We start from the raw sequence: 13,836 nt of genomic DNA on the forward strand, positions 1-13,836 counted from the left end.
CTCACAGGAAGGGAGCGGAGGGCGCGAGTGAACCCGATCCGGCACGGAGCGGGGCAGGGTGGCTCACGGGAGCGCTGGGCCCTTCACGCTTGCTCTCGCCGAGCGCGCAGCCCCGAGAGGGCCTCTCCGGAGTCCGGCGCGCGTCGCCGTCACCTCGTGCACGTTCGAGACACACCGTGTCTCCGAGGCCTCGGTCTCCAGGATCTCCTGGCCGCGGGCGGAGCTCCGCTCGCCGCCGAGCCCGAGGCCCCGGAGCGCGTCGCCGAGCCCCCCCCCGCGGATCCGGCGCTCAGCCCGTCGACAGGAGCTCGTCGAGCACGGCCCCGTACTCGTCGAGCAGCGGGTGCGGCGGCAGGCCGCGGCACATCGCGCGCAGCTCTTCGAACCTCGCGATCTGCATGTCCCTGCCGCGCTTGAACATCGACCACGGATCGCCGTGCTCTCGCGCGCAGACGATGATCGACTGGAAGTTGTCTATCTTGTCAGCCAGCGTGATCGCCTGCGCCTCCCAGGGCTTCTTCGGGAACGCCTCGAGATAGAGCCGCTTGCGGTCTTCCCAGGGCAGCGCCCTGTCCTGCTCGGTCACGTGGCGGACGAGCGTGGCGACGCGATCGCCGAAGCGCTGGCTCAGCTCGTCGAACGTGACGCCCTGGTCCTCCATGGCGTCGTGCAGCGCGCCGGCCGCGACGACCTCGTCGTCGAAGCCGTGGCGCGCGAGCAGGACCGCCACGCCGGCGAGGTGGCTGATGTAGGGGACGTCGGCGTTCGGATACTTGCGCTTCTGGGCTCGATGCCAGACCGCCGCCTGGTCGAGCGCGCGCTTGAGGAGGGTGCCCATCGCGATGTCCCGCCACCATAGCCGCTCGGCGTCCAGAGCGCAGGCGCCCGAGCGCCCCCTGTGCCGTCCAGCAGGTCCTCCGTCCGGATCGGACCCCGTGCCGCTCGAGGCGCGCCCTCGAAGGCCGCGGCGGTTCGAGCGCCCCGCGCGCCACGAGCTCGGTGAGCGGCGTGCGCCGAGCGCGCTCGCTGCGCGGCGGGCAGGCGCCACGAGGGGCGCGCCGGGCGAGGTGTGCGGCGCGCCGCCGCGGCGACAGGGGCTCTCCCGGCCCTCTCTGCGGCTCGACGGTCCCTCTCTTTACAGTCGTCCGGCGGGCAGCGCGGGATATCCGCTCTTCGACGAGGTCGACTTCGCCGGCGCGGCACGGCCCGCTCGCGGCGGCGTCGCTGCGATGAAGCGCGCGCCGCCTGCGCGCGATCGCCTCTCGTTCGTTCAGCGGATCGGGGAATGCGCTGGGGGTGGCGCGGAATGGCCGGGGAATGGTCCGGGGAGGTGCGCGCAAGTCCTACGAACATGCGGACGACGTCGCTCGTTGCTCAAGACTCCGCACTTGCCGACCTGTATACTCGTCCGCGACAGCGTCTTATATCGTCATGCGAAACCCGCCGATGCAGGGTGCCACCTCATGAGACTTTGGCCTCTCCGTTCGCTTGCCGCCGCGCTGGCCGCCCTCGTCGTTGCCTCTCTCCTTCCCGCGCCCGCGCACGGGCAGGACGCGCCGGTCAACCCCGGGGGCATGGCCCTGAGCCGCTTCGTGCCGGCGCCGGCCGGGGACCGCATGTTCAGCGTGCCGTCGCCGTTCGTGGCAGGGCACCTCACACCGCATGTGATGCTGCTCGCCGATTACGCGAGCAACCCGCTGGTCCTGCGGCGCGAGCGCGACGGCGCCGAGATCGGCGCGGTCGTCAGCGATCAGCTCACGTTCCACCTGGGCGCGTCGCTCCCGCTCTGGAACAAGCTGAGCGTCGACCTCGATGCGCCGCTCACCGCGCTGCAGTCCGGCGACAGCCCGAGCGGCGGCGGCCAGCAGTTCCCGTCGCCGAGCGGCGCGGCGCTCGGCGACGTGCGGCTCGGCGCGCGCTTTCAGATCCATGGCGCGTACCATGACCCGTTCCAGCTCGCCGTCGGCGCCTACCTCTGGTTGCCGACCGGCGCGGACGACTCGTTCGTGAGCGACGGGAGCGTCCGGGCGATGCCGTACGTCGCGGCCGGCGGCCGCATGGAGCGGCTCGTCTGGTCGACCGCGCTGGGCACCGAGGTCCGGCGCTCCCAGTCGTTCGGCGGCGTGGCGCAGGGGACGATGCTCACGCTGGGCGGCGGCGTCGGGCTCCTCGCGCTGGACGGCCGGCTCCAGGTCGGGCCGGAGCTCAGCGCCGCGATGGTGCTCGAGGACATCAGCAGTCGCTCGACCAACGCGGAGCTCCTCCTCGACGCGAGGTATCGATTCCTGCCCTTCATGGAGGCGGGCATCGGCGTCGGGCCGGGGATCACCTCGGGGATCGGGACGCCGGACGTGCGCGCCGTCGCGATGGCCGCCTTCACGCCGGAGCAGCCGACCGACCTGGACAGGGACGGCATCGGCGACCCCGAAGACGCGTGCCCGAGCGTGCCGGGCGTGCGCAGCGGCGATCCGAAGAAGAACGGCTGCCCGCCGCCGCCGGACCGCGACGCCGACGGCATCGTCGACGCCGAGGACGCCTGCCCCGTCGTCGCCGGCGTGCGCAGCGACGACCCGAAGAAGAACGGCTGCCCGCCGCCGCCGGACCGCGACGCCGACGGCATCGTCGACGCCGAGGACGCCTGCCCCGCCGTCGCCGGCGTGCGCAGCGACGACCCGAAGAAGAACGGCTGCCCGCCGGACCGGGACGACGACGGCGTGGCCGACGCCGAGGACGCGTGCCCCGACGTCAAGGGGCTCCGCTCGAAGGACCCGGCGAAGAACGGCTGCCCGCGCGACACCGACGGCGACACGTTCCGCGACGACACGGACGCCTGCCCGAGGGAGAAGGGCTTCGCGGATCCGGACCCGGAGAAGCACGGCTGCCCGAAGGCGGTGCGCGTGACCGAGAAGCACGTGGTGATCCTCCAGCAGGTGCAGTTCGACACGAACAAGGCCACCATCAAGCCGGTGAGCGATCCGCTGCTCGACGAGGTCGCCGAGGTGCTGAAGGAGCACCCGGAGATCGAGCTCATCGAGATCCAGGGTCACACCGACGACCGGGGCACGGTGGAGCACAACAGGATCCTGTCGCAGAACCGCGCCAACTCCGTCATGGCGGCGCTGGTCCGGCGCGGCATCGACTCGACGCGGCTGACGGCCCAGGGCTACGGCCGGGAGCAGCCCATCGACGACAACGCGACGGAGGCCGGGAGGCAGCGGAACCGACGCGTCCAGTTCAACATCATCAAGAAGGCCGCGTACAAGCCGCAGGCTGATGAGACCGGAGAGGATCGATGAGAAAGCAGTTGAGCATCACGGGGCTCGCGTCCCTCACGCTGATCGGGCTCACGACCGCCAGCGCGACGGCCGAGCCCAAGCTGCGTATACAGGTCGATCAGCAGGGCGACTTCGCCCTCATCGGGAGCTCGATCGGGCAGGAGTGCCGCTCCGCGACGCCGAGGCCCACGGAGGGCACGATGGGCGCATGCGGCCAGTCGACCGTCGAGTCGGGGCCCGATCTCTTCTGGAGGTCCGACTCGCCAGCTGACGGCAGGGCGGAGGCGAGCCTCGATATCACCCCGGAGATGGCGCGCACGACCGCCGTGCTGACGCTGCCCGAGGGGGCGACGGTGACCCACGCGTTCCTGTACTGGGCCGCGCGCAACACCGCCGGCGCCGATCCGGAGGTGGAGCTCCACCACGCGGGCGGCTACGACGGGACGGTGACCGCCATCGACTCGGTCGAGACGGTGATCAACCAGGGGAAACCCAACGAATCGCACAACTACCAGTCCGTCGCCGACATCACCTCGATCGTGAAGGAGAGCGGCGCCGGGGCCTACCGGGTGGGCGGCGTGGACGTCGTCGACGTGAGGGACAGCGACGACGACGTTGTCTTCGTGGCGTGGTGGATGGTGGTGTTCTACGAGGCGCCGAGATCGCCGATGCGCAACCTCGCGCTGTTCGACGGGCTCGACCGGGTCTCCGACGTGGGATGGCAGCAGGTCGAGCTCTCGGGCTTCAAGGTGCCCGACGCCGGCTTCGTGGCGAAGCTGGGCATCGTCGCGTTCGAGGGCGACAACTCGAACACCGGGGACAGCGTGTTCTTCAACCCCAAGAACCCGGGGAAGCCCGATCTGGCGGAGGCGCTGAGCGACGAGCTGAACCCCGCGGACAACTTCTTCAACAGCACCCGTTCGGCGCTCGGAAAGCCGGTGTCGGTGGAGGGTGATCTCCCGAGGATCCCGGGCACGCCTCAGAGCATGTCGGGGGTCGACATCGACATCGTGGATGTCAGCGCGAAGCTCAAGCCGGGGGACGATCGGGCCACGCTCGTCGCCACGAGCAGGGACGAGCTCTATTTCCTCGCGGGGTGGGTGACGTCGATCTCCAACTATGGCCCTGATTTCAGCAAATCGAGCAAGGTGGCCACGGATCTCGGCGGGCTGCCGACCTACCGCGGGGACGCCGTCGAATACCGCATCACGGCGACGAACACGGGCAATGACGAGGCCGTGGGCGCGGTGCTGACGGACGCGCTGCCTTCCGGGGTGACGTTCGTCCCTGGCTCGCTGTCGATCGTCGATGGGCCGAACGCCGGTCCCCAGACGGACGCGCCCGGCGACGACCTCGGGCAGTACGATCCCGCGACGCGGACCATCACGTTCTGGCTCGGGGATGGGGCGGACGGCGCGCAGGGCGGGAGCATCCCTGTCGACGGCAGCGTCACCGTGCGCTTCGAGGTGACGGTCGACGCGGACGCGCCGGACCTCATCAAGAACCAGGCGAAGATCGCCGCGGCGGGCGCGTTCGGCGCGCCGGTCAGCGACGATCCGACGGACGGCAACGGCGACGCCCCGGGCGCACCGCCGACCGAGGTCGCCGTGGTGCCGGAGTCTTTCTACGCGGCCGGCAGCGGCATGCTCGGCCCCTGCGCGGCCAGCCCGCTAGGCCGGGATGGGAGCGCCGGCTGGCTCGCGGGGCTCGCGCTGGCGGGTCTGCTCTGCCGGCGGCGCAGGGGGTAGACGATCACCGCCGCGTCAGCGCTCGGCCAAGGCGTCGTCGAGCGTGGGCGCGGTGAGCACACGCTCGGTCCAGCCTTCGATCTGCGCGGCGTCGGCGGCGCGGATGCGCGCCTCGATCAGCTCCGGCAGCTCGCCGAAGCGCAGACGGAGCAGCTTCAGCAACGTGCTCCGCTGCCCCTCGAGCCGGCCCTCTCGCTCGCCTGCCAGCCGGCCCTCCCGGCGCCCCTCCTCGCGAAGATAATCTGCGATCGTCACGATTTCCTCCTCGGCATCCGGTCCCGCCGCCACGAGCAGCCTCGGCAATAGCTTGTCGGGCTCGCGCGGGTCGGCGATGCTCAAGAACTACCGCCACACGCGCACGAGCGCAGCCCCTCCGTCAGGCGCCCGACGCACCTCCTGGACCACGTCGCGCCACGCCGACAGGCGCTCCACGAGATCCTCGGGATTGCGCGCATACCGGAAGCACCACAGCACCAACCGGCCCAGCGCCGTCATCGCCCGCGCGCGCAGCGCCTCGTCCGTCTCCTGGCTGATGTCGTCCAGCACGAACCGGAACTGCGGCACATGCTCGGCCATCAGCCTCAGCGTTTCCGGCGGCACCTCCAGCAGATCCTGGAACGAAACCGCCGCGCTCCAGCCACCCGCGCTGTGGTGCAGCACCACCGGCAGGATCGCCGGGAGGAGCGTCGCCCTCGGGTGGCGCTCCAGGTAACCCTGCCAGATCCGCACCATGTACGTGAGCAGCCGAAACGCCATCAGCGGGTGCGTCGTGCTCTGGTGCTCGAAGAGCACGTGGATGAACAGCGACGCTCGCTCCAGCCTGGCGGTGAAGAGCAGATCGCTATGGCTCGCGGCGAGCGCCTCATCGATGAAGCTGCCAGGTTGTAACGCCAGCGACGCGAAGTCGATGCGGTCCGCCAGGGCGGCAGGCAGCGCCTGGCGCAGCGCCCCGGCCGCGTGCTCCGGCTGTCCAAACGTGGACTTGAACAGAGCGTCATGAGGGGTAGGCGTCACCGATCACCACCGCTGCCGGCGCGCACCTTGGCTGCGAGCTCGCCGAGCTCACGCATCTTCCGCTGGTCACGGCGGCGCGCCGTCTCTGAGACCGATTCGCTAGCAAGCCGCAGACAGATTGGCCATGAAAAAGAAATCTATTTCTGGATGCGATTCATGAGATGACATCCAGCGGTGTCGCCCAATTACGACAATACAAGCCATCTCGTCTCACAATCGTCCCTCACGCGCGCCCGTGCTGCTGGCGCAACCTGGCTCGGTTGCCTCAGGACAACGTTGCCGTCCCGCAGGCCAACAAGAAGAAGTGGGTGTCATCGAGTGCCCCCGAAGGCGCCGCGCACAGGCGACGTGGCGCCACCCATGAATTACGGGGATATCTGCCGAGTGATTTGGGATTGCGCTGAACAGGCGCTTTGCTCCCCATGCCCGGGGACCGTCCCCCTGGACGGCACCGTGGCTGCCCGCCCGAGCCGCTCTGCCCTGGTCACGAGCACCGCCATGTCGTCTCCTCTTCCCCGATGAGACGGGAGCTCCGGGCGCGCATCGGAGGCCGTACCGCGCCGCTGGCAGAGACCTTGGAGCGCGCGTCAGAAGCCTCCCGGCACGCAACGCAGGCTCTGCCCACGTCACGAGCCCTCGGCCCGCTGCCGCGCCCTCGCGCCTGAAGGAAGCCCTCCAGCACGCCGCGAGGGCCTCTCACGGGCGCGCCCGCGCCCGTGCCGCGATCAGTTGATGGTGAAGGACTTGCTGACGGTGACCGAGCCCCCGCCGAAGGCAGGCACCCGCGCGCTGCGGAACAGCCTGGCGACGCAGCCGCCGACGCTGGTCCCGGCGAAGGGCGCCCCCTGGACTTCGGCCGACGTGACGCTGCCGCTCGGCGCGAAGGTGACCTTGACCCTGCCGGTCCCGGTCGGTCCGCCGGCCTTCTTGCAGCTCTTGGCGGAGCCAGCGGCCGCGCCGAGCGCCGAGCTCGCGGCGCCACGGTTGAACTCGGCGCCTCCGGACGCCGCCGGCTCCGGCTTCGATGCCGCCGGCTTCTCCGCCGCGGCAGCGGGCGCGGACGCCGGCTTCTCCGCCGCGGCGGGAGTCGCCGCGGCGGGCGTCGCCGCGGCAGGCGTCGCGGCGCTCGGGGCCTCGGCGCTGGCGGTGGGCTCCGCGGACGGCGCCGCCGTCTCCGCCGTGGACGGCGTTTCGGCCGCAGCGGTCTCGGCAGGCGTCGGCGCCGGCGCCGCCGTCTGCGCAGGGCTCGGCACCTCGGCGGGGGCGGTGTTCGCCTGCTCCGGCGTGGCCGTCGACGCCTCCGGCGTCGGCGACTGCATGAAGAAGAAGGCGACGCCGCCAATCAGCACGACCGCGGCGATCGCGGCCGCGATCAGACCGGTGCGGCCCTTCTTGGTCGAGGCCTCCGGCGCCGTGAGCGGAGAGAGCGACGAGAGCGACGCAAGCGACGCGGGCGGCACCGACGCTTTGGACGGAAGCGACATCGAGGGAGGCGGCCGCGAGTCCGTCACCGGCGCCAGCAACGGCGGCGGCGCGAGCATCGGCGCGGAGGCGATGGGGCCGCCGCCGAGGTTCAGCAGGTCGTCATAGCCGGCTCGACCGTTGTTCTTCGAGGGGCGGTTCGAGGGACGCCGGCCCGACGGGAGCTCGTCTTCTTCCTTCTGCTTGGCCGCCGCCGCGTTCTCGGTCGCGGTGAGCGCCGAGAGCGAGAAGAGGACCGAGTTCTCGTTGCGCTCGCCCACCTGGCGATCGAGGCCTGGCGGCGGGGCGGACGGGGCGGACGCCGCGGGGTCCTCGGCGCGCTCCGCGGCGCTGAAGACGTCGACCGCGGCCCCCCGGGCCGCGCGACGCGCGGCCGCTGGCGCCGGTGCGCCGCCTGGGGCCGGCGCCGCGGCCGCTGGACTCGCCGGCGCCGCAGCCGCTGGACTCGCCGCCGGCGCCGCGGCTTCCGGGGCCTTCGCCGATGCGACGGCTGCGGGCGCCGGGGTCGCGGCCCCCGCTTGGTTCAGGGCGCGCCGCGAGTCCTTCATGACAACGGTCCCCTCGGGCCCGAACCTGAGCCCAGCAGGCGCCGGAGCCGTGGGGACGGGCGCAGCTGCAGCCGCAGGCGCCGGAGCGGCGGCCGGCGGAGGCGCCGCCGCGGCCGCCGGTGCAGCTGCAGCAGGGACGGCCGCGGCAGCGGGCGCAGCAGCAGCGGGCATGGGCGTCGCGATCGCGGGCGCCGCGGCAGCGGGCGCCGCCGCGGCGACGGCTGCTGCGGGCGCGGGCGCCGCGTCTTCCTGTGAGGAGAATCGCTCCTTGAGCTCCGGGACGCTGGCGATCGGCAGCCAGTCGCCCATCCCGTCCTTCCACACGTACGTGTCGTTGCTCAGGCCTCCGCGCGCGTACTCGGCCACGAGCTCGGCGGTCGTCATGGTCCGCTCGTCGCCCTCGGCGACGTTGACGGTCCACGTGTCGGGCGCCGCCGCCGCGGGCGCGCCGCCCACGTCGAGCTTCGCCTCGGCGTCATCCGACAGGTCGCCCTGCTGGTCCACGGTCGCGTCCTGCGGTGCGGCCGGGGCAGCCTCATTCGCGCCGTGGACCACCATCGAGTGGTTGCACTTCTTGCATTTGATCTTGACCGTCTTGCCGGCGACTTTCTCGTCGGCAATCGTGTACTTGGCCTGGCACGACTCACACGTAATCTTCATGCGACTGGCGCCCTTCCCGTTCCGGCATGCGGGCATGGGTTCAACGACCACACACGCGCACGATCACGCGGCCCGGTCGGTCGACGCAGAATAGCGGGACGGCGCGAGGCCGATCAAGGCGGCGACTTCTTTTATGATCGCCGCCGGCGCAGCGCCGCGTGATGACGCAGCGCGCGTCCACGTCCTCGCGCAGCGCGCGCAGTGTGGCGCGATCAATTGAGCAGCAGCAGCTGGGTGCCGTCCTTCCCGCAGAACATCGCCTCGCTCGGATAGCGGTCGCCGCAGGTTGGGCAGATCTTTCCACGAGCCCGCAGCGTCGGCCGGACCGGCGCCGCGGCTGACCCTGCGGCGCCCGCGAGCGAGGCCTCCGAGGGCGCCGGCGCGCCCTCGGCGCCGGCGCTGTCGCGCTCGCCAGCGGCGCCGGCCGTGGAGGCCGGGCCTTCCACTTCGTCTCCTGTCCGCCGGCGGCCTCGGCGGAGCAGGATCAACCCGGCAAATCCGAGGCAGGCCGCGACCCCGCCCACGATGGCCACGAACAGGTTCTTGCGCTGGCGTCCCAGGTCCTCGCCCGAGGTCGTGCGCCCGCCGATGGTGCCGGCCGCGATCACCACGACGGCCGCCTGCTCGCTCTCGCCGGCCTCGTTGAGCCCGCTCGCCGCGAGGAGCGCGTCGTAACGATCGGGGCTCGTCACCTCGATCGCGACGGTCACCCCCTTGCCGGCGACGGACGCGACGAGGCCGAGCGCCCCCTCGCCCGCCCCGGCGCCGAGCGAGAGGGCGCCTGTCGCGTCGACCGTCGCGGCCGACGCGAGCGGCCCGGGCGCGATCGACCACGTGGGCCTCGTCGGGAGCGCGCACCCCTCCGCATCCATGACCAGCGCGCGGAACTGAAAGCGTTCGCCCGGCCGCATGAGCTTGCGCGACGGCGTGACCTCGAGGCGCGCCGGCTCGCCGGGGGCGTCGCAGGAGCGCGAGGCCGCGGGCTTCTTCTCGGCTGCGGCGGGCGCCGCGGACGGAGCGCTCACGACCGGCGGCGGAGCGCTCGCCACCGGCGGCGGGGCGCTCGCCGCCGAAGGCGCTTCGCCCTCGCGCCGGACGAGCGTGTAGGACCGCGTCCTCGTGACGGACGCGCTGCAGGTCGTGTCCTGGATGATGAACTGGTACTGCCCCGTCTCCACCATGTTGATGCTGGCGTCGGTCGCCTGGGTCGTGGTGGTGACCACGGCGCGGCGGGGATCGCTGGCCGGCGTCGTGCAGCGGGTCTGCCAGGAGCGCGCGTTGCCAGACGCCGAGTGCTTGCTCCGCGCGAGCCCGGGCATCTGCTCCCAGCATTCGGCGGTGCTCCACGACCGTCCGGCGCCCGAGATCGAGAGCTCCGAGCCGTGCTGCTGGATCTGCACGGCGCCGCCCGGGGCGCCCTGCGGGCGAGGCCTGGGCCCGCACGCCTGCCCCCAGGCGGAGACCGACCACTGTTCCGTGAGGGCGCTCGCGGTCCAGGACCCGCTCAGCGTCGGCAGGTCCTGCGCGGCGCCCGCGCGGGGGATGGCGACGGCGAGGGCAATGGACGCGAGCGACGCGAGCGACGCAAGGCGAAGCGCGTGGAGCGGGGCCGACGAGGCGAGCAGCTGGCGTCGCACAGGCGAACCGTAGCAGCGCCCGCGCGCGGGCGGCAGCCGGCAGGCTCGGAGCGCCGCCCGCGCGGTGCCGTGCGGCGCGAGGTGCGCGAGGTGCCAGACCGCAGCGAGCGGCGACGCGGCCCGCTCGTTCCGCCACCGCGTCGCGCGCCTCACCACTGACGACCAACGACCGCGTCCAGGGCGGCGGGGCCCCCGCGGGCCCGAGGCGCAGGTCCCCGGCGGGCGTGAGCCGTGAGCGACGAGCAGGCGAGCAACGCGTGAACGCGTGAACGCGTGAACGCGTGACACGCAACCGCCCGGGCCCGCCCTCACCAGCGCCCGAGAGCAAGAGCCGTACAAAATGCTCACGCCGCGAAAAAGGATCTAGACAGGCAAAGTAAAGGTTCGTTACATTGAAAAATGGTCCCGTGCGCATTCTGCATCAAATCTCGTCAGGCACTCCCGCGTACCTGATCCGATCCTGCTCGTCCCTCGACCCCGGCGAAGGGTCGGAGAGGGCTGCTGCGCGTCGCTGCACGCCGCCGAACGCCCAGCGCGCCCTCAGCGGACCGCGCGCTGCGGACGCGCACCGACCGTCGAGCTGGCGAGTGATCTGGCCATCGAACTCGATGCGCCAGACTGCGCTCGTCTCCGCGAACCGTAAGCCGACGCAAGCCGACGCAAGCCGACGCAAGCCGACGCAAGCCGACGCGAGCAGCCCAAAAGCGTCACCGCACGACCCAAAATTGTCACCGTGCAACTCAATGCTTTTCTCGCGCCTGCCGCCAAAAAGATCTGGACATCTCCATCCCTGAGTTGCTAACTTACACACTGTTACCTTGCGCATCCGCTCTCCGATCGAAGCACAAGCACCCGCGTACTTGATCCGATCCTGATCAGCCCGCGGGGGCTCATTCCGACCGGAGCCCGCGAAACCGACCTCGCCTGACCCGTGAGTCATGGTGCCTGCTATCCGGATGACGCTCCAGCAATGGTTCACCCGTGAGGACCTCGAGGAGCTACCAATGAAGCAGTTTGCAATCGCATCTTCTGTCGCGCTCGCCACGCTGTTCATCACCGCCACCAGCCTCGCCAACACGACCGCTCCGTCCCCCACGTGCACCGTGATCCAGCGGGGTGTCCTGGGGGATGTCTACAACGCCGAGATCTGGAGCCTCGCCCCGAGCTACCACGTCCCGACCCCGTTCGAGGTCAACACCGGGTACTCCAGCTCGGTCGGAGAGAAGCGCGCCCTGTTCCGCTTCGATCTGAGCCCCATCCCCGCCGGCTCTCTCGTCACGTCGGCCACGTTCTACGCCCAGACGTACACGAGCACCGCGCAGACCGTGTACGTCCACCAGGTGCTCGCCCCCTGGAGCGAGGAGCTCGTCACGTGGAACAACTTCGGCGGCATGGACCCCGCCGCGTTCACCTCGTTCGTGCCCAACGTCACCGGGTGGAGCTCGGTCGATCTCACCGGGATCGTCCAGGACTGGGTGGACGGGACGGCGCCGAGCCACGGGATCCTCCTCGAGGAGGGCGCCAGCGGGAAGACGTCGTACAAGGGCAGCGCCCACACCGATGTATCTTACCGGCCTCTCCTCGAGGTCTGTTACACGGCGCCGAAGGGCTCGATCGGCGACAAGGTGTGGTTCGACGCCAACGCGGACGGCATCGAGGACGCCTCCGAGCTCGGCATCTCTGACGTCGTCGTCGACCTCTTCGGCGACGCGAACTGCGACGGCGTCGCCGACGGCGCCGCACTCCAGAGTACCGTGACCGGCGCGAACGGCGTCTACCGCTTCACCGAGCTCGAGGCGGGCTGTTACGTCGTCGACGTCGACGACGCGACGCTCCCGCTCGGCCACATCCTGACCAGCGACGACGAGCCGCTCGGCGTGTCCCTCGACGCGGGTGAGAACGTGGCCAACGCCGACTTCGGCTACGTGACGTACTCGTCGATCGGCGACACGGTGTGGCTCGACAGCGACGCCGACGGGCTCTACGAGCCGGAGACCGGCGAGCTCGGCGTCAACGGCGTCCGTGTCGAGCTGTTCCAGGGGGCCCAGCTTGTCGACTTCACGATCACCGGCACGAGCCCCTACACCGGCCAGCCCGGCTTCTACCTCTTCGACACGCTCCCGGCGGGCACCTACTCGGTGGTCGTCACGCCCGACAACTTCATGGCGAGCGGTCCGCTCGCCGGACAGGAGCCGACGGCCGACCCCGACGGCGGGCTCGACAACGTGGGCGTGGTCTCGCTCGGCTGGGCACAGGACCTGCTCGACGCGGACTTCGGTTACCAGCTCTCCTGCGGCAACGGCGTCTGCGGCGGTGACGAGAGCTGTTCCAGCTGCGCCGTCGACTGCGGCACCTGCCCGCCGGTCTGCGGCAACGGCACCTGCGAGGCCGGCGAGGACTGCGGGAGCTGCAGCGCCGACTGCGACGTCTGTCCGCCGGTCTGCGGCGACGGCACCTGCGACGCCAGCGAGAGCTGCAGCACCTGCGCGGACGACTGCGGCGCCTGCCCGCCGGTCTGCGGCAACGGCACGTGCGAGGCCGGGGAGGACTGCGGCACCTGCTCGGACGACTGCGGCGCCTGCCCCGCGGTCTGCGGCAACAACGTCTGCGAGAACGGCGAGGACTGCTCGAACTGCACAGGCGACTGCGGCGCTTGCCCCGCGGTCTGCGGCAACGGCGTCATCGAGGCCGGCGAGAACTGCCTCGAGTGCCCGAGCGACGTCGGCGTCTGCCCGCCGGTCTGCGGCAGCGGCGTCTGCGAGGCCGGTGAGACCTGCTCGAGCTGCGCGGCCGACTGCGGCGCCTGCCCGCCGGTCTGCGGCGACGGGGTCTGCAAGGCGGGCGTCGAGAACTGCTCGAGCTGCGCGGCCGACTGCGGCGTCTGCAAGTGCTCCTCCCCCGGCACCGGCTCCCCCGGCTACTGGAAGAACCACCCGAGCGCCTGGAAGATCACGAAGCTGACCATCGGCGGCAAGACCTATACGAAGTCCCAGCTCCTCGACATCATCAGCCGTCCGACGCGGGGCGACGTCACGTACATCATCGCGAAGCACCTCATCGTCGCCAAGCTCAACGTCGGTATCGGCAACCGGTCGAGCTGCATCGAGGACACCATCGCCAAGGCCGACGCCTGGCTCAAGAAGTACCCGCTCGGCAGCAACGTGAAGGACAACTGCGGCAGGAACGCGCCGTGGGTGACCGGCAAGCCGCTGTCCGAGATGCTCGACAAGTACAACAACGGCTATCTCTGCGCCCCCCACCGCGACGACCTTGACTGCGAGGACAACCGCAACGATCGCGACCATCACCGCGGCTGCGGCCGCTGAGACGTAGACGCGAGCGCCCCCGGGCCAGCGCCCGCTCCAGGCGACCAGCCTGGAGAGCCGCGGTAGCTGGCCCAGCCCCTCCTCGCCTCCCCCCTCCCCTCCCCGCCTCCCCCGTCGCCCTCCTCACCCCTAGCAGGGGGGCCGCC

General features: G+C 71.4%; 8 protein-coding genes. 3 read left to right on the plus strand and 5 right to left on the minus strand.

Features of this window, described 5'->3' with window-relative positions:
• Nucleotides 1–289: 289 nt before the first annotated feature.
• Nucleotides 290–838 (minus strand): HD domain-containing protein, encoded by a 549-nt coding sequence (locus WME95_RS44080; RefSeq protein ID WP_272102011.1) that lies wholly within the window; start codon nt 836–838, stop codon nt 290–292.
• 625 nt (nt 839–1,463) lie between these two features.
• Between WME95_RS44080 and WME95_RS44085 the strand changes: the two genes are divergently transcribed.
• Complete coding sequence (locus WME95_RS44085; protein ID WP_437905187.1) at nt 1,464–3,296, plus strand: OmpA family protein; 1,833 nt, start codon at nt 1,464–1,466, stop codon at nt 3,294–3,296.
• A complete protein-coding gene (locus WME95_RS44090) occupies nt 3,293–5,023 on the plus strand; it encodes a DUF3344 domain-containing protein (RefSeq protein WP_437905188.1) in 1,731 nt (576 codons plus the stop codon). Before WME95_RS44085 ends, WME95_RS44090 begins: the two co-directional genes overlap by 4 nt.
• Before the next feature lie 15 nt (nt 5,024–5,038).
• Here the strand turns inward: WME95_RS44090 and WME95_RS44095 are convergent, their stop codons facing one another.
• The 4 genes from WME95_RS44095 to WME95_RS44110 all read right to left on the minus strand — a co-directional run bounded on the left by WME95_RS44095 (nt 5,039) and on the right by WME95_RS44110 (nt 10,364).
• Entirely contained in the window at nt 5,039–5,278 is a 240-nt protein-coding gene (locus tag WME95_RS44095) for a DUF4351 domain-containing protein (protein WP_437905189.1), read from the minus strand.
• An 87-nt stretch (nt 5,279–5,365) separates the two neighbouring features.
• Nucleotides 5,366–6,037 carry an Rpn family recombination-promoting nuclease/putative transposase gene (locus tag WME95_RS44100; RefSeq protein WP_437905190.1) on the minus strand — a complete coding sequence of 224 codons (672 nt, stop codon included), beginning with the start codon at nt 6,035–6,037 and terminating at the stop codon, nt 5,366–5,368.
• A 725-nt stretch (nt 6,038–6,762) separates the two neighbouring features.
• Complete coding sequence (locus tag WME95_RS44105; RefSeq protein ID WP_437905191.1) at nt 6,763–8,727, minus strand: zinc-ribbon domain-containing protein; 1,965 nt, start codon at nt 8,725–8,727, stop codon at nt 6,763–6,765.
• Nucleotides 8,728–8,939: 212 nt separating this feature from the next.
• Nucleotides 8,940–10,364, minus strand: a complete 1,425-nt coding sequence (locus tag WME95_RS44110) for a hypothetical protein (RefSeq protein ID WP_437905192.1) — start codon at nt 10,362–10,364, stop codon at nt 8,940–8,942.
• 1,004 nt (nt 10,365–11,368) lie between these two features.
• Between WME95_RS44110 and WME95_RS44115 the strand changes: the two genes are divergently transcribed.
• A complete protein-coding gene (locus tag WME95_RS44115; protein WP_437905193.1) occupies nt 11,369–13,690 on the plus strand; it encodes an SdrD B-like domain-containing protein in 2,322 nt (773 codons plus the stop codon).
• Nucleotides 13,691–13,836: the final 146 nt, after the last annotated feature.

It is taken from the genome of Sorangium sp. So ce327 (assembly GCF_051530205.1).
Taxonomy (GTDB): Bacteria; Myxococcota_A; Polyangia; order Polyangiales; family Polyangiaceae; genus Sorangium; species Sorangium cellulosum_B.